Raw genomic sequence first — 17,911 nt, forward strand, 5'->3', positions numbered from 1 at the left:
TTTATCATTAGCGTCTAATTACCCATTAAAGCACCGATGTTTTCATTCATAGTCCTCTTATTCCTTTTATATCAAGGTTCCGAAAGCACTTTTGATCAATCTTCCTTTGAAAATTTCAAGTCAAAAGTACAAAAATACAGATACGACGACCTGGACTCAGCATTTTACTATTTGACTTATATGGACAGTATAGTGGAGCAGGAGGGGAATATGGAGGCGAAAATAGAAGTGCTGTATTTGAAAGGAGGGGTGTATTATGTCAATGGAGATTATGTAAATGCACAATTTTCATATGATGAAGCCTTTGAATTGGCGGAAAAGCTGGATCTATCTTTGGAAAAGGCAAGAATTCTCAACGGTCGGGGATTGGTGTTTTTAGGCCAGCATAAATACAATCAGGCCATTGAGACTTGGAAGCAATCACTTCAAATTTTCAAAAAGCACAGTAGTATAGAATTTCAGCCCACCCTCATGTTCAATATAGGTTTGGCATATTCACAACTCAGTCAGTTTGATACATCATTGGCTTGGTTGGATCAATCCATTGAATTGGCAGAAAAGGTAGGAAATCAGGCCATTGAAGACATGGCCAAGAACAGAAGGGCAAAAGTTTATTTTGACAAGGGGGATTATGAAACCGCCAAAGATCAATACCAAATCCTTCTGGAACGAGAAGGTGATATTAGCAATTGGGAAAGGACGTTTTTGTATTCGGGTTTGGCAGAGTTGGAGTTGAAAACAGGCTCAGCTTCCAGATCAGTTGATTTTGCGGAAAAGGCATATCATATAGCTGAGACAATGAAGGCACTTTGGGACCAGGAAAGGGCTTTAGCGATTTGGTCAGAAGCTTTGGAAAAATTGGGTAATTTCCCAAAAGCTTTGGAGATAGCCAGATTCAACAAACTGATAGCTGATAGTCTCTTCAATAAAGAAAAGGAAAGGGAAATCAATTTTCTCCAATTGCAGGTAGTGGAGGCCCAAAACAAAGAACTTACCCAGACAAATGAACTGATCAGGCAAAGATCACAGCTTAAGCAAAGGTTTATTCTCGGTTTGGTAGCCATGATAGGCTTGTTGTTGGTTCTGGTCCTGATATATAGAAGAAACTTGAAATTGAGAGAAAGATTCAATGTCAAGCTTAAAATGCTAAATGTGGAACTGGAGGAAAAGCGGGAGATGATTGCAGCTCAGAACGAATCTCTTAATCAGATCAATGAGGCCAAAAACAAACTGTTTTCTATTCTTTCCCATGATCTCCGCTCACCACTGGGCAATCTAAAAAGTTTTGTGATTTTAGATAAAAGAGGAGCATTTGAGGAAAGTGAGAGGCAGGAAGCTTTGAACCTGTTGGAAAGTCAGCTGGACAAAACTGACTACTTATTGGAAAATCTCTTACAATGGGCAAGGACCCAATTGGAAGGCTTTGATCCCAAGCCTGAGATGGTGGAAATTCCGGTAATTTTTGAAGAAATCCTGGGGCAGTTTGATCTGCAGCTAAAAAAGAAAGGCTTATCAGTAAATCATGTTTTACCTACGGGTTCACGTTTCCTTGCATTTGTAGATAAGAATAACCTGAAGATAATTTTACAAAATATTCTGGGCAATGCGATCAAATTCTCCCCCAAAAGCGGAGAAATTGTTTTGTTTTATAGTGAGGAGTCCGGGATGGCGAAAATCCATATTAGAGATAATGGAGAAGGGCTTGATGATGAAAAAAGGAAAAAATTGGAGAATGAATTTTCAATGGCTAAGTCCAGTACAGGGACAGAAGATGAAAAAGGTACAGGTCTTGGATTGCTATTGGTCAAACAACTTTTGGTATACAATGGCGGATATCTATTGATCCGAAGTTTTCCCGGACAGGGAACAGAAATGATTGTTTGCTTGAAGCGGAATGATCCGGAAAGAGTCAAAAGCTGATTGTAAGCTTTCCATTTTCGGGAATCACAAAATATTACCAACCTTGTAAAGGAAATTGGAATGTTGATCAGAATAAAATACTTTCCCTGATTATATATTTCTGAGAACCTTAACAAAGGAGGAACATTGAAAAGAAGAGACTTTATCCATTTGTCCGGTTTGGGAATGGGAGCACTCATGACACCGGGATTTCTACTCACAGGAAATCCGGTATCAGCTGCGCAGCTTTTGAATCCCGGATTGGAAAATGCTGAGAAAAAAGCACTTGCCGACATTGCTTTGAATGCGGCTAAATCCCAAGGTGCCACTTACACAGATGTGAGGATCGGTAGGTATCTGAATCAATTTTTATTTACCAGGGAAAAGAACGTGCAGAATATCGCCAACACCGAGAGTTTTGGGGTGGGAATCCGCGTAATTGAAGAGGGTACCTGGGGCTTTTCAGCTACCAATGATGTTAGTCCTGACGGGATCAAAAAATGTGCTGAGACAGCAGTAGCCATAGCCAAGGCAAACTCCATCATGCAAAAGGAACCTGTGGTCTTGGCTCCGGTCCAAGGAGCAGGGGAAGTCAGTTGGGAGACCCCAATATCGAAAAATCCATTTGAAATCCCCGTAGCAGAAAAAATTGATCTTTTGTTGAGTGTCAATGCAGCGGCAATGGAAAATGGGGCCACTTTTGTCAACTCTAATCTATTTATGGTCAACGAGCAGAAGTATTTTGCGTCTTCTGATGGTTCTTACATAGATCAGAATATCCACAGAATCTGGCCGACCTTTAATGTAACAGCCGTCAATCAGTCTGAAGGTAAGTTCAGAAGTAGGCAGGCTCTGAGCGCACCGATGGGAATGGGCTATGAATATCTTGATGGCCTGGCCTCCGAAAAAATTGAAGGACCTGCAGGACTGATCAGCTATAGAAATTCTTATGACATGGTAGAGGACGCAGTTGCGGCAGCCAAGCATGCCAAAGAAAAACTTACCGCAAAGTCCGTCACTCCGGGCAAGTATGACTTGGTTTTGGATCCCGACCATCTTGGCCTGACCATTCATGAGTCAGTGGGCCATCCTTTGGAGCTGGACAGGGTACTCGGATACGAGGCCAATTATGCAGGGACAAGTTTTGCAACGTTGGACAAATGGAAAGCTGGCGATTTTAAGTATGGCAGTGATTTGGTCAATATTGTAGCAGATAAGACCCAGGCCAATTCTCTTGGATTGACAGCTTATGATGATGAAGGTGTGAAATGTAAGGAGTGGGATTTGATTAGAGATGGCGTATTGGTCAATTATCAGGCGATAAGAGATCAGGCCAATATCATAAATGAGGCAGAATCTCATGGTTGTTGCTATGCAGATTCCTGGGATTCAGTTCAGTTCCAGAGAATGCCTAATGTTTCGCTCAAGCCTGGAAAAGATAAGCTGAGTGTGCAGGAAATGATAAAGGGAGTAGATAAGGGTATTTACATCGTTGGAAGAGGATCATACTCCATAGATCAACAGAGGTATAATTTCCAATTTGGAGGTCAGCTCTTTTATGAGATCAAGGATGGTGAGATTGTAGGAATGTTGGAAGATGTAGCTTACCAGTCCAATACCCAAGAGTTTTGGAATTCCTGTGTTCAGATCTGTGACAAAGACGACTACAAATTGTTTGGGACTTTCTTTGACGGTAAAGGTCAGCCTTCGCAGGTATCGGCCGTATCCCACGGCAGCTCTACCACCAGATTCAATGGGGTCAATGTAATCAACACCGGAAGACAGATTTAACCATTTAAAAGCAAAAGAAATGGCAATGTTATCAAAAGAAGAAGCAAAACAAATAATAGATAAAGTACTGTCCTATGCAAAAGCAGATGAGACTGAAGTAAGCATCAGCGGAGGGCGCACAGGTAATATCCGGTATGCAAGAAATACCGTCAATACCAGTGGGGAATCCAATACCATAACGGTAGCGGTAAATTCTGTCTATGGGAAAAAGTCAGGTGTAGCAACAGGGAATGAACTGGATGAGGCAGCACTGAAGAGAATAGTAGAAAAATCTGAAGAAATAGCCAGGTTGGCCCCGGAAAACCCCGAATATATGCCTATGCTCGGACCGCAAGATTACCCGGAAACCAAGAATTTTTCTCAAAAAACAGCTGACATAGATCCAAGCTACAGGGCCAAAGCAGCCATGGACAGCATTGAGGTATCGAATTCCGGAAACCTCACAGCAGCTGGTTACCTGGAAGATTTTGCAGGATTTTCTGCAATGGGAAACAGTAAAGGGATGTTTGGTTATAACCAGAGCTCTTCAGTGGATTTTTCAGTCACTGTAAGGACAGCAGATGGTACAGGTTCAGGATATGCCATTCGTGATTACAATGATATTGGATTGCTTAATGCAAAGACCGTTACAGAAATCTCTGCCCAAAAAGCCCAGGCTTCTGTCAATGCACAGGCAATTGAACCTGGAAAGTATACCGTAATTCTGGAGCCAACTGCCGCCAACGATCTCCTGAGACTTTTGGCCTTCAATATGGATGCAAGAAGTGCAGATGAGGGTAGAAGTTTTCTCAGCAAAAGAGGTGGTGGTACCCGCTTAGGTGAGAAGCTCTTTGATGAAAGGGTGAACATCTACTCAGATCCAATGCACCCAGACTTGCCGGGACGACCGTGGAACAATGAAGGGCTGCCAAGCACAAAAACCACTTGGGTAGAAAATGGAGCAGTCAAAAATATGTATTACTCCAGGTATTGGGCAGATCAAAAAGGGGTAGATCCAGTTGGAAGGCCTACAGGAATAATTTTCGAAGGGGGAAATGAATCTCTGGCAGATATGATCCGGAAAACCCAGCGTGGGGTGCTTGTGACGAGATTTTGGTACATCAGGGCTGTAGATCCTCAGACACTTCTTTACACAGGACTTACCAGAGACGGTACTTTCTATATTGAAGATGGACAGATCAAGTTTCCTGTCAAAAACTTCAGGTTCAATGAAAGTCCAGTCATTATGCTGAACAACATCGAAGCCATGGGAACACCACAGCGGGCAGGAGGTAACCTTATCCCGCCTATGAAAATCAGAGATTTTACCTTTACCAGTCTATCAGACGCAGTATAAATTATTTCCATTGACTACCAAACCCCGGAATTATCCCTTTCTGGGGCTTGTTTATGTTTGCATGCAGCCTTTTTTCTTTACCAGACTCAAGTACAACTCAGGAAATTGGGATACGGATCACCGTATGCCGACCAATCTCCTCAACTCCTTGGTAGAGTACACTACCATCCCCATAGATGAAAAGGAAAGGATAGTAGAAGTAGGTAGCAAAGAAATATTCAAGTCACCGTTCTGCTACATTAGCGGTCATAGGTTGGTGGCATTTTCCGAAGCTGAGCGTAAGAATCTCAAAACCTATATCCAAAACGGAGGGTTTCTTTTTGCAGATGATTGCAATCATGACATTGATGGATTGTTTGCCAAATCATTTGAAGAGGAAATAGGAAAGATATTCGGAGAGGATGCACTGCAAAAAATACCCAATGACCATGAAATCTACAATTGTTTCTTCAAATTCGAAGAAGGTCCGCCCACGACATCATTTGAACTCAACGGGTGGGGGGATGACCTTGTACACGATTACCTTAAAGCCATAATAGTCAATGGAAGGATCGGAGTGTTATATAGCAATAAGGACTATGGTTGTGAATGGGATTATGACTTCAGAAACAAAAGGTTTTTGAGGGAAGACAATACCAAGTTTGGGGTAAACATTATCGTTTATGCATTAACATGATTTTATTTTGGAAAATACAGATACTAAAGCTTACGAAAAATTGCTAAACCGTCTTCCTTTGCTCAAAAAGGAAATAGCCAAAGTGATAGTGGGGCAGGAGGGAACTGTGGAGGAAGTTTTGATCACTTTATTGGCAGCTGGGCATTGTCTTTTGGAGGGTGTTCCGGGTTTGGCAAAAACCCTCTTGGTCAAAACATTGTCACAGGCTATGGACCTTCAGTTTAAGCGCATTCAATTTACCCCCGACTTGATGCCAGGGGATATTTTAGGTACGGAAGTTCTGGAAGAAGACCACAGTACAGGAAAGCGTTTTTTCCAATTCAACAAGGGACCGCTATTTTCGAATATGGTGCTTGCTGATGAAATCAACAGAACACCACCCAAGACTCAGGCGGCACTTTTGGAGGCTATGCAGGAGAAAATGGTCACTTATGCCGGTAAAAACTATCCCTTGCCAAAACCCTTTTTGATCATTGCTACTCAAAATCCAATAGAACAATCAGGTACTTATCCTTTACCGGAAGCTCAGATGGACAGGTTTTTACTGTATATCAAGCTTGGTTATCCTTCGGAGCAGGAAGAACTTCAAGTATTGGAGAAAACAACAGGGGTAATAGAAGAAAAGGTTGAAACTGTTTTTGATTCAGGGGAGATATTGAAGCTACAAGAACTTACAAGGCAAGTTCACATTGATCGGAATCTACTTTCCGGGATCAATAAGCTGGTCCGGCAGAGCAGGCCTGATGAATCCCAGGTAGAAGCAGTCAAGAAATACATTGACTGGGGTGCCGGCCCCAGAGCTGGACAGTCCTTGATATTGTGCGCCAAAGCTAGGGCGCTTCTTCATGGGAGGTTTTCTGTTTTGCCTGAAGATGTGGAAAGCTTGGTTTATCCAGTGCTTAGACATAGGTTGGCTTTGCATTTCAGGGCCGAGGCAGAAGGCATAGATTCCGATAAAGTGATTGCAGAAATTCTAAGTGCTGCTCAAATTGGGAAGTAAGGAAGAACATCTCGAAATCGTCAAGCTAAAAGATTTGCATCTGGCAGCTAAAGTTATCAGCGAGAAACTGATTCAGGGAACCCACTTTGGGAAAAGGGTAGGTTATGGGGCAGTATTTGAACAATACAGACATTATGAATTAGGGGATGACCTCAAGCGTCTTGATTGGAAGCTTTTTGCACGTTCCGGTAAATACCTGATCAAAGAATCACCCGTAGAGAGTAACCTCCATGTCAAATTGATCCTGGACCTTTCAGGTTCAATGAATTATGAGGAGGATCAAATCAGTAGAATTTCCTATGCAAAAATTTTGTTGGCATCTATTGCGCATCTGGCTTTTAAGCAGGGAGATACGCTTTCACTTTACTTTTTGAAGGACGGAAAGGTTGAGCAGATAACTTCGGCAGGAAATAAGGGGTTTCAGCTGATTCTCTACCACCTTGAATCTGCCAAAGCTCATGGGGCATGGCCATTAAGAAAAGAGGCTTTTCCTGCGCTGAAATCAAGAGAACGTGAATTGGTGATCATGGCATCGGATTTTTTGCAGTCAGGTTCAGAATGGACGGATATTGTGAATTCCATGGTGCACCCCAAAAAACACATCTGGCTTTTTCAAATATTGGGGTCTCAGGAAATGAGAATGGACATGAAAGGAAATAGAAGGTTTGTAGATCTTGAATCAGGGGAGTCCATCCATGCAGATGCCGGGGAACTGGTGAAGACCTACAATCAAAAGATGGCGGTTTATTTAGATAACCTGGATCAGGCACTAAGCCTGCCTAAAGTGGATCTCATTCGGGTCAATATGCAGGAGGAGCCAATAGCAGAACTGTTGAACCGAGTACTTAGCCAAAATACATTGAACTGATGCAGTTTCTTTCACCATATATGTTGTGGGGTTTGCTGGCACTATCTGTGCCTCTGCTGATACATCTGTGGAATGGAAGGAAGGGGGATAAAGTTTATTGGGCAGCATTTCGTTTTTTGGAGGAGAATGATAACAAGCCTATACGACATATCAGGCTTGAGCATTGGCTTTTGATGGCGCTTAGAATGTTCATGCTGCTGTTGCTGACCCTTTTGATGGCGCAGCTTTTTTTAAGATTTTTGGATAAGGAGGAAGAAAAAAAAGTTGTGCACTTGGTAGAACCCAATGCTGATTTGCTTTCGGAATTTAAGTTTGAGCTGGCTCAAGCTATAGAAAATCAGGAGCCGGTTTTTTGGTTGAATCAGCAATTGGAAGCTTTAGAAGAAAAGGATCTACAGACCCCAAGACCTTCTGAAATCATGCATTTGCAGACCGCACTCAACCGATTAGATCAAGATAAATACAACTTTAAAATTTATCTTTCAGGCTTTGAGAGCAGCTTTGATTTTAAAAATTACCTGATTTCCTCTTCTCCCGAGATATTTCTTTCAGAATTTTCCAGTGATTTTCCTTTTAAGAACTCATTTCAGATCCGAAATAATCAGGTTCTAACGGTTGACAGAACCAGCCAATTGCTTGAGATAAATGAATATCGGGGATCCGGAGATTTCGGGAAAAGGGTAAAAGGTAGTTTTGTTGTGCACAATCAGGTAGAAGATATTAAGGGAAAAAGAAAAATTGAAGCGGCATTTCAAGCAATCGAGAATGTTTATGAATTGAATTTTGAATTTGATAGGGAGTCAGAAGGAGACATTCTGATTACAGATGGTCAAATCCCAGAAGACTTTAACTTTATGGTTCTTGATTTTTCCGATGAAAGAAAAAATAGTCAATACCCCAATGTGTATGGCTTAATGCCCATTCATTCCAGAAGTCTGAATTCCCTGGAAGAGTTGCCTACAGAAATATTAAGATGCATGTTGGATTTTTTTGATGTAAAAGGGGAGTCCATTCGGTTGGGGAAAACTGAAATTGAGAGAAAATTCATTCTGAAGCCAAAAAATGAAAAAGAGGATAAATCGATAAAAGCCAATACCGAAGAAATTTTGTGGATACTATTTCTGTTGGTACTGGTAAGTGAGAGAATTCTCGCCAATAGGTCTGGATTATGAAAAAATTGGAAAAATTAATATCACTAACCGTTTTGCAGCAGCAGGCAAATGCTTTCTTGAAAGCCTGGCTGGTAAGCGGTGGTGTGTTTTTCTTTTTGCTTTCATTTAAGGTCAATGTCCTTTTGTGTGTCGCAATTTCAGGTTTGACTTTAATTGTTTTTGCCTGGTATTCAGGGATGTTTCAAAGAGACAGGAATAAAGCTAAAAATTACCTTCACCGCCGGTTTCCTGAGCTGGAATTCAGTTTGGATATTTTGGAAAAGGAGGAATTGAATTTAGCGGAAAAATTGCAGCTAGAGCGATTGAAATCCCAATTCAGGTACACCTCAACGCCACTTTTACTAGGGAGGAATCTGCTTCCGGCACTTTTGTTTTTGGTAGTAAGCTCCGGTATTTTCGGAATGAGTAACCTCATTGTAATAGATTCTTCTGCGCCAAGCAAAGAAATAAAAAAATCAGGTCAAGCATCTTACAAAACCATTGAAGGAATGGAAGTCCGTTTTTCTCAAAATACCATAAAGATCACACCGCCTGCTTACACAGGATTGGCCACCTCCTCCCAAGAAGAGTTGGATATCAAAGCCATTGAAGGATCTTTATTGGAGTGGAGTTTAGGCTTCAATTCCGAATCAGTGGAGAAAGTACAATTGGTAGAAGCATCAGGGTTGCAGGTACCTTTTGAAAAAAACGAAGAAGAATTTTATCTAAAAGATAGACTAGAAGCTTCTGGTATCTATGCGGTTCAGGCATTTGGGAAAGACACATTACTTTTTGAGTCGGATTATTACAGATTGGAAATGATCCGTGACAGGGCTCCATTGATTATTCCTGAGGAGAAGGACCTCTATGTATATCATTTTCATAAGGACCCTCAGACAAGAAATTTATCTGCCTCAATCTCCGATGATTTTAAAGTAAGGCAGGTTTACATCGTAGCGACCTTAGCCAGGGGGACAGGAGAAAATGTAAAGTTCAGGGAAAACAGGATAGAGCTGCCAAAGCGTGATTTTAAGGAAGAGACATTGCAACATACCCTGGATCTGGAATCTATGGATTTTCAGCCCGGTGATGAGCTTTACTATTATTGGCTGGCCATAGACAACAAAAGACCGGAACCTAATATCAGCAAATCCGACACTTATTTTATCCAATTTGTAGATTCTACAGGGCTCAACGATTCTCAATTGGAAGCCATGGCCATTCATGTACTTCCGGATTATTTCAGAAGTCAGAGGCAAATTATCATTGACACGGAGAAGCTGTTGGAGGAAAAAAGGAATTTGACTCAAAGAGAATTTGATGGACAATCCAATGAGCTGGGCTACGAGCAAAAGTTGCTTCGTATGCGATATGGCCAATATTTGGGAGAAGAATTTGAATCCAATGCTCCTGGAGGAAGCCTCAACTCAGCAGAGGGTAAGAGTATTTTGGAGAGTTTTATCCATAATCATGATCACGAAGGAGAAAATGAGGGTGCTCCATCTCTGAGCAAATTTAGGTATGCAGCTTTAGAGAATTACCGTGAAAATCATGATAAAAACCAGGAAATACTCAAGCAGCAATTGGATGAACTTGGGGGGCATGATCATGATCATCACGACCATGATCACGATGAAGATGATGAGCTTGCCGGTCTTTTGGAAGAATACCTGCACAACCATGATTCTGAGGAAATGAATACATTGTACGAACAGTCCACAAGGAGTATTTTGAAAATGGCTTTGGAACAGATGTGGCAGTCAGAACTTCATTTGCGCTTATTTGAGCCTGAAAAAGCCTTGCCTTACCAACATAAAGCATTGGAATATTTGAAGTCTGTTCAGCAAAAGTCCAGAACCTATGTCAAAAAATCAGGATTCGAACCTGTCCCCATCAAGGAGGCAGAAAAAAGAATGACCGGAAATACAGATGGAGTTGATGTCATTTTAAGTAAAGCGATCGCTATAACTCCAAACGAAATGGCGGTCATGGCCGGTAGAATTCTTGGAATGTTTAATCAGGAAGCACTAACAGAGATTGATAAGCAGCTTTTGGATCAATTTGGACAGCTTTGGACCTTGAGACTGGCCCACACTAAGATGGAGGACTGGAGTACTTTGCTACTTTTGCAAAAGCTCAGACAGGAGAATCTTACGGATGCTGATAAATCAGAACTGAGGAAAAAACTCCAATCACTGGTAAATTTGGAAAGGAGAAGTGCTTCGACCCGTGGAGGAAATGAGCGTTTAGCAAAATCATTTTGGGAGAATTACAGATGATACAATTTGAACCAATTCTTTCAGGTTACTGGTTGATAGCGGTTTTGGGAGCCATATTCTTTATTGCTGTTTTCCAGGTTATATCGGTTTTTTACAAGAAAGTAGCGCGAAGCTACCTTAAAGTCTTTCTTTTTTTGATTTTCTGCAGCTTGGTTACCTTATACATTTTGAATCCCACATGGGAAAGGGAACTTCCAAAGCGATCAGCTTTATTGATCTCTGCAAACCAAAATAAAGCAGACTTTACAGATTTTTCAAAAGAGTTGCAGGTGGACAAAATCCTCCAGGAAGGAGAAAGTGCAGAAGGATTTTCCAAAATCCACATTTTCGGAGAGGACTATGAAAAGGAAACCTTACTGTCTTTGCCAATGGTAAATCTGGAATGGACTCCCTCATCTGTTGAAGGACAAATTTTAGAAGATTTGAATTGGGAAGGAATCTTGAGTTATGGGCAGCGTCAAAAGATGAAAGGTAAACTGAGGTCTGAAGCTGAGGGTAAATTACAGGTTAAGTTTGCGGGAGAAGTTTGGGCAGATATGTCTTTTGAAGGCAGGGATTTTGAGTTGGGTTTTCCGGCTTTGATTTTAGGGAAAAATGAGATGGATCTTTATTTGGATGAAATCAAACTCGGTACAATCCGGTATTTTGTAACAGCGCCCAGACAGAAGAGTTTTGAATTGAAGGTTGGCTTCCCAAATCCAGAGAGCAGATTTTTATCTGAATACCTCATGAAAAGAGGTGAACAGGTAAGTTTGAGCACTCAGGTATCAGTTGGTTCCAGTATTGTGATAGGAGAGGAGTCAGGTGAAAAGGGGATTTTGATCATTGATCCATCTCAAATTAAAAATACCAACTTTAGTGAATTAGGTACAGATTATGAAGCTTTGCTCCTTGTTAATGTTGAAAATCCAGAAAGGGATATTTTGGAGTTTAATAGGAGGTTTGGAAGTGAGTTTGCTATCAATAAAGTCGCAGCGCAATATTTGGAAAGGGAAGACGGTACAACAGCCCATCCTTATAATTTCCAAGTAAAAAACAATCAGGACACTTTGGGGTATTCAGTGGCTGCTTTTGAGCGGATGGGTGATTATACCCTTGGTGTCAGTTTGTTGGGAGATACTTTTTCACTTGTCCTATCAGGAGATAGTCTGGCTTATGCCAAAGCCTGGGAGCCGGTTATAGAGAAATTAGCAAATAAAACAAAGCATTCATTTAGGCTAAAATCCCCTATTTTTAAGGGGATTAAGTCAAAACTTATCCATTCCAATGTTTCAGAGGTCCCACAAAATATTGAAAATGAAAGGATTATTTTGAGTTGGGAGAATGATCCTCTGGAAGGTGAAAGCTATTTTTCCAATTTTCTTCCTTTGGAAAGTGGTTGGATAGATCTATCAGAAAGTTTGACCATTTATGTGGAGGAGCCAGAGGATTTCAGTTCAATAAACGATCGCATGGTTTTATGGGAATTTCTCAAAGAAAGACGAGAGGCCTACAGGCAGGGAGAAGATAAGCTTTTAAGTAAAAATGAAGTCCCAGCTTGGTTATGGTTTATTTTGATTTTAGTTGCAGCTTCATTGGTATGGATAGAGCCAAGGTATAGGTCTTGATCCAGATTATATTTTAATGCGTAATTCAAATGTGAAGAAATTTTATTCAGTATTTACTTTGATCCTTATTTTTTCAGGTTCCTCTTTTGCCCAAAATGAACCCTTGGATAAACCTGGCAAAGAGGAAAAGCAAACGACTATAGCGGTCTTGCCATTGATATACTACACCCCGGAAACTTCTTGGGCATTTGGAGCAGGTGCGGTTGCTAATTTTAGGCTGGGGGCAGAGGAAGAGACATTTGAGAGCCAGGTTGCTTTGGGAGGTGCATATACTTTATTCAATCAGTTTTTAAGTTACACGAGCTGGCGGATCTTCACAGAGCAGAATAAGCACCTATTTGCAGGAGAGTTGGGCTGGTATGACTATGTGTTTTTCTTTTATGGTATTGGGCCAGGTGTTTCGGAGTCAGACCGTGAAGTGTTCAATTCTAGACTTCCCAGATTGCGTTTTGACTACCTGAGGCTGATAAAGGGGGATTTTTATGTCGGCGTAAGGTATTGGTATGATAATTTTCAAATCCAAGAAGTAGAGGAAGGAGGACTGTTGGATGGAAACAATATACCTGGAAGTATGGGAGGTAGGATAGGAGGGATAGGTCCGATGCTCTATTATGATTCCAGGGACAGTCAACTGTACCCTACAAGTGGTATGTTTGCAGAAAGCAGTTTGCAAATATTCAGGCCCTGGGCCGGGTCAGATTATAGTTATATGCGTTGGATAGGAGATTTTAGGCAGGTTTTGCCAATAAAGGAAAACTCTGTGTTTGTTTACCAAGCCTATGCAGAGCTTCTGAGTGGTGAAGTTCCATTTTTTGGGATGCCCCTACTGGGAGGGAATAGATTGATGAGGGGTTTGTTTGAGGGAAAGTTTCGCGACAGAAATATGGCGCTGGTGCAAGGAGAGTACCGATGGAAATTCAAACCCCGTTGGGGCTTGGTAGGATTCAGTGGTCTGGGCAATATTTTTTCTCCTTCCAATCCATTCGATATTGGAAACACCAAGCTGACCTACGGTACAGGTCTTCGCTATCAGCTTTCAAAAAAAGAAAAGCTGAACCTGAGGTTTGATGTGGCCCATTCACCCGGAGAGGGACTGTTGTTTTATTTGACTTTTGGGGAGGGGTTTTGAGGGGGGCTCTAACCACGCTCAAGGCCTGCGCTGGCTTCCCTTTACAAGAAAATTCATCCCATCCTCTAAAATCCCAATTTACTGTTAAATGTAAATTTGAGGGTTTTGGCTCTTAAAGTTTAAGGTGTAAGAATCCGGAAACTCTTATAAAATTTTAATCGAAATGTTTTGGCAACTATTTAATTTCCGAACAGAGAAGAAAAATTTAAATTTTTATTTATTGGTTTTGGATTCCGGAAATGTGTTGAAAAACGGATAGTTAGATCTGAAATACAAATGGTTTATTTCAAAATATCATTCATTGTTTTTAATTCAAAATTTACAGATAATATTAGTTTTTTTGGTTTTGCTTTTTAAAAAAAAATTCTGTTTGTTTCATTAAATAGATGTTTTTTCAGAATAACACAATAATAATAATCAATTGCATAAAATTATATTTCAATTTATGAAAAATGAAAAAATGCATTTGAAGTTCATAATTCAAGTGTCGAAAGGTAAAAGATCAAGAGTATGATAGGTTTTATTAAAAGCAACATAATTATAAGCGTTGCCATGATCTTTCTAGCCTTAGGATTGGAAGTTAATTTCGTTTTGTCCGATCCTAGGATTATAAATCTTTCTGAGGAAGCAGAGGAGTCAACCGCTTGGGATGCTTTTACTAATAACTATCAAAATGACATCAATTATGTGATAGGTGGGGAAGAATTAAATAGAAATCTTGAAGTTTCATTTTTATCAGAAAGTATTTTACTCTCAAGCCCCACGGAGATTGAAGTTGAAAAAAATAGTACTGTTCAGTTAGTAGCAGACGCATTTCCTGGATATATTTTTAGCCATTGGGAAATAAATGGGCAGAATGTTAGTCAAAAATCGACCTATGAATTCACAATGCCATCCAATAATCTAAATATTATAGGTGTTTTTTTGGCAGAAGAAAAGCCAACAATTGAATTTGTCCAACCTCAGAATAATCAAGTTTTCAATAATAAATTTATACTTGAAATTGAGTTTCTTATAAATAATAATGGAACTGAAATATTATATTTAGATTTCTTAATAAATGGTATTGTCGTAAAAAGTCTGGATGCAAAAAATAATAAGTTCAATTGGGATTTTGAAAAAGGAGGTATTTATGATCTTAAATTAGTTGGAAATACGGCAAGTGGAGCAATTGTTGAAACAGAAAGATTGCATCTGGAAATTCTTTCAGAAAACATCCTTCCAACAGTTAGCATCACTGCTCCTTCAGCAGGATCCGAATATGAAATAGGTGAATCAGTGAGCATTACAGCTGAAGCTACGGATTCAGACGGAAGCATCACCAAAGTTGATTTCTATGTAAACGGAAGTCTTTTGGGAACATCCACGTCAGCTCCTTACAGTGCCAACTGGAACACTACGGCTTCCGGTACATTTGAACTTACTGCAGTTGCCACGGACAACAGAGGCGGAGCCAGTACTTCGGCCCCTGTAAGCGTGACCGTAATAGCGGACAATATTCTTCCAACAGTTAGCATCACTGCTCCTTCAGCAGGATCCGAATATGGAATAGGTGAATCAGTGAGCATTACAGCTGAAGCTACGGATTCAGACGGAAGCATCACCAAAGTTGATTTCTATGTAAACGGAAGTCTTTTGGGAACATCCACGTCAGCTCCTTACAGTGCCAACTGGAACACTACGGCTTCCGGTACATTTGAACTTACTGCAGTTGCCAGGGACAACAGAGGCGGAGTTAGCACTTCAACTCCTGTAAGCATTACTGTCATTCCGGACAACATCCTTCCTACAGTATCCATCACAGTTCCTGTTTCAGGAACTGAGATAGAAGTAGGTAACACCCTTTCCATCACTGCCGATGCTTCTGACGAAGACGGGGAAGTGGTAAAAGTGGAGTTCTTTGTTAACGGTAACTCAATTGGCATCAAAACAGAAGCTCCGTACAGCATCAACTGGACTGCTGATGAGGCAGGGACCTTTGAGATCAGAGCGGTTGCCACAGACAATGAGGGTGCATCTGCCAAATCAGAAACTCTTACCGTAACTGTTTTTGAAACTCCTGAAAACATCCTTCCGACAGTATCCATCACCGCTCCTGTTTTAGGAACTGAGATAGAAGCTGGTAACACCCTTACCATCATTGCCGATGCTTCTGACGAAGACGGGGAAGTGGTTAAAGTGGAGTTCTTTGTTAACGGTAACTCAATTGGCATCAAAACAGAAGCTCCGTACAGCATCAACTGGACTGCTGATGAGGCAGGAGCCTTTGAGATCAGAGCGGTTGCAACGGACAATGATGGTGCATCTGCCAACTCTCAAACCGTTACCGTAACTGTTTTTGAAACTCCTGAAAATATCCTTCCTACAGTATCCATCACAGCTCCGGCTCAGGGAACTGAGATCGAAGCCGGTCAGACCATCAGCATCACTGCCGATGCTTCTGATGAAGATGGGGAAGTGGTAAAAGTCGAGTTCTTTGTTAACGGAACTTCAATAGGTTCTGCAACCCAAGCACCTTACAGCATCAGCTGGACAGCAGACGAAGCAGGAACCTTTGACATCAGAGCAGTTGCCACGGACAATGAAGGCGCTTCTGCAAATTCTGAAACGGTATCTGTAACCGTTTTTGAAACTCCTGAAAATATACTTCCATTGGTAAGCATCACTGCTCCGGCAGCCGGTACTGAAATTGAAGCCGGAGAGACCATCAGCATCACTGCCGATGCTTCTGACGAAGACGGGGAAGTGGTAAAAGTGGAGTTCTTTGTTAACGGCAGCTCCATAGGTACTTCAAACGAAGCACCATACAGCATCAACTGGACTGCTGACAAGACAGGAACCTTTGAGATCAGAGCGGTTGCAACGGATAATGATGGTGCATCTGCCAACTCTCAAACCGTTACCGTAACTGTTTTTGAAACTCCTGAAAATATCCTTCCTACAGTATCCATCACAGCTCCGGCTCAGGGAACTGAGATCGAAGCCGGTCAGACCATCAGCATCACTGCCGATGCTTCTGATGAAGATGGAGAAGTGGTAAAAGTGGAGTTCTTTGTTACCGGCAGCTCCATAGGTATTTCAAACGAAGCACCATACAGCATCAACTGGGCTGCTGATGAGGCAGGAACCTTTGAGATCAGAGCGGTTGCCACAGACAATGAGGGTGCATCTGCCAACTCTGAAACTGTTACTGTTACTGTTTTTGAAACTCCTGAAAACATCCTTCCGACAGTATCCATCACAGCTCCGGCTCAGGGAACTGAGATAGAAGCAGGTTACACCCTTACCATAACTGCCGATGCTTCTGACGAAGACGGGGAAGTGGTAAAAGTGGAGTTCTTTGTTAACGGAAGCTCCATAGGTATTTCAAACGAAGCACCGTACAGCATCAACTGGACTGCTGATGAGGCAGGAACCTTTGAGATCAGAGCGGTTGCAACGGACAATGATGGTGCATCTGCCAGCTCTCAAACCGTTACCGTAACTGTTTTTGAAACTCCTGAAAATATCCTTCCTACAGTATCCATCACAGCTCCTTCAACAGGAACTGAGATCGAAGCCGGTCAGACCATCAGCATCACTGCCGATGCTTCTGATGAAGATGGGGAAGTGGTAAAAGTCGAGTTCTTTGTTAACGGAACTTCAATAGGTTCTGCAACCCAAGCACCTTACAGCATCAGCTGGACAGCAGACGAAGCAGGAACCTTTGACATCAGAGCAGTTGCCACGGACAATGAAGGCGCTTCTGCAAATTCTGAAACGGTATCTGTAACCGTTTTTGAAACTCCTGAAAATATACTTCCATTGGTAAGCATCACTGCTCCGGCAGCCGGTACTGAAATTGAAGCCGGTCAGACCATCAGCATCACTGCCGATGCTTCTGATGAGGACGGAGAAGTGGTAAAAGTGGAGTTCTTTGTTAACGGAACTTCAATAGGTTCTGTAACCCAAGCACCTTACAGCATCAGCTGGACAGCAGACGAAGCAGGAACCTTTTACATCAGAGCAGTTGCCACGGACAATGAAGGCGCTTCTGCAAATTCTGAAACGGTATCTGTAACCGTTTTTGAAACTCCTGAAAATATACTTCCATTGGTAAGCATCACTGCTCCGGCAGCCGGTACTGAAATTGAAGCCGGTCAGACCATCAGCATCACTGCCGATGCTTCTGATGA

11 protein-coding genes are annotated in these 17,911 nt (G+C 41.6%); all 11 read left to right on the forward strand.

The window, feature by feature from the left end; all coding sequences use genetic code 11:
* Nucleotides 1-36: 36 nt before the first annotated feature.
* Entirely contained in the window at nt 37-1,920 is a 1,884-nt protein-coding gene (locus tag EGN73_RS02985) for a tetratricopeptide repeat-containing sensor histidine kinase (RefSeq protein WP_219286933.1), read from the forward strand.
* A gap of 126 nt (nt 1,921-2,046) precedes the next feature.
* Entirely contained in the window at nt 2,047-3,690 is a 1,644-nt protein-coding gene (locus EGN73_RS02990) for a TldD/PmbA family protein (RefSeq protein ID WP_219286934.1), read from the forward strand.
* A gap of 19 nt (nt 3,691-3,709) precedes the next feature.
* Nucleotides 3,710-5,026, forward strand: coding sequence for a TldD/PmbA family protein (locus EGN73_RS02995; protein ID WP_219286935.1), 1,317 nt, complete (start codon nt 3,710-3,712; stop codon nt 5,024-5,026).
* Between the two features lie 61 nt (nt 5,027-5,087).
* Nucleotides 5,088-5,702, forward strand: coding sequence for a DUF4159 domain-containing protein (locus EGN73_RS03000; RefSeq protein WP_219287010.1), 615 nt, complete (start codon nt 5,088-5,090; stop codon nt 5,700-5,702).
* A gap of 7 nt (nt 5,703-5,709) precedes the next feature.
* On the forward strand, nt 5,710-6,702 hold the full coding sequence (locus tag EGN73_RS03005) for an AAA family ATPase (protein ID WP_219286936.1): 993 nt from the start codon (nt 5,710-5,712) through the stop codon (nt 6,700-6,702).
* A complete protein-coding gene (locus EGN73_RS03010) occupies nt 6,680-7,570 on the forward strand; it encodes a DUF58 domain-containing protein (RefSeq protein ID WP_343207073.1) in 891 nt (296 codons plus the stop codon). Before EGN73_RS03005 ends, EGN73_RS03010 begins: the two co-directional genes overlap by 23 nt.
* Nucleotides 7,570-8,742, forward strand: a complete 1,173-nt coding sequence (locus EGN73_RS03015) for a BatA domain-containing protein (protein WP_219286937.1) — start codon at nt 7,570-7,572, stop codon at nt 8,740-8,742. Before EGN73_RS03010 ends, EGN73_RS03015 begins: the two co-directional genes overlap by 1 nt.
* Nucleotides 8,739-11,000 carry a hypothetical protein gene (locus tag EGN73_RS03020; RefSeq protein ID WP_219286938.1) on the forward strand — a complete coding sequence of 754 codons (2,262 nt, stop codon included), beginning with the start codon at nt 8,739-8,741 and terminating at the stop codon, nt 10,998-11,000. Before EGN73_RS03015 ends, EGN73_RS03020 begins: the two co-directional genes overlap by 4 nt.
* The gene (locus EGN73_RS03025) at nt 10,982-12,607 is read left to right on the forward strand and encodes a hypothetical protein (RefSeq protein WP_219286939.1); all 1,626 of its coding nucleotides are present in this window, start codon (nt 10,982-10,984) and stop codon (nt 12,605-12,607) included. Before EGN73_RS03020 ends, EGN73_RS03025 begins: the two co-directional genes overlap by 19 nt.
* Nucleotides 12,608-12,623: 16 nt before the next feature.
* On the forward strand, nt 12,624-13,736 hold the full coding sequence (locus tag EGN73_RS03030; protein ID WP_219286941.1) for a BamA/TamA family outer membrane protein: 1,113 nt from the start codon (nt 12,624-12,626) through the stop codon (nt 13,734-13,736).
* A 510-nt stretch (nt 13,737-14,246) separates the two neighbouring features.
* The coding region (locus EGN73_RS03035; RefSeq protein ID WP_219286942.1) for an Ig-like domain-containing protein at nt 14,247-17,911 on the forward strand (3,665 nt) is incomplete at its 3' end.

Origin of the sequence: Arthrospiribacter ruber, assembly GCF_019343195.1 — a bacterium.
GTDB lineage: Bacteria > Bacteroidota > Bacteroidia > Cytophagales > Cyclobacteriaceae > Arthrospiribacter > Arthrospiribacter ruber.

Coding starts and splice junctions, on each gene's coding strand:
- EGN73_RS02985 (WP_219286933.1), top strand. CDS start 37: ATGTTTTCATTCATAGTCCTCTTATTCCTTTTATATCAAGGTTCCGAA.
- EGN73_RS02995 (WP_219286935.1), top strand. CDS start 3,710: ATGGCAATGTTATCAAAAGAAGAAGCAAAACAAATAATAGATAAAGTA.
- EGN73_RS03000 (WP_219287010.1), top strand. CDS start 5,088: ATGCAGCCTTTTTTCTTTACCAGACTCAAGTACAACTCAGGAAATTGG.
- EGN73_RS03015 (WP_219286937.1), top strand. CDS start 7,570: ATGCAGTTTCTTTCACCATATATGTTGTGGGGTTTGCTGGCACTATCT.
- EGN73_RS03020 (WP_219286938.1), top strand. CDS start 8,739: ATGAAAAAATTGGAAAAATTAATATCACTAACCGTTTTGCAGCAGCAG.
- EGN73_RS03030 (WP_219286941.1), top strand. CDS start 12,624: ATGCGTAATTCAAATGTGAAGAAATTTTATTCAGTATTTACTTTGATC.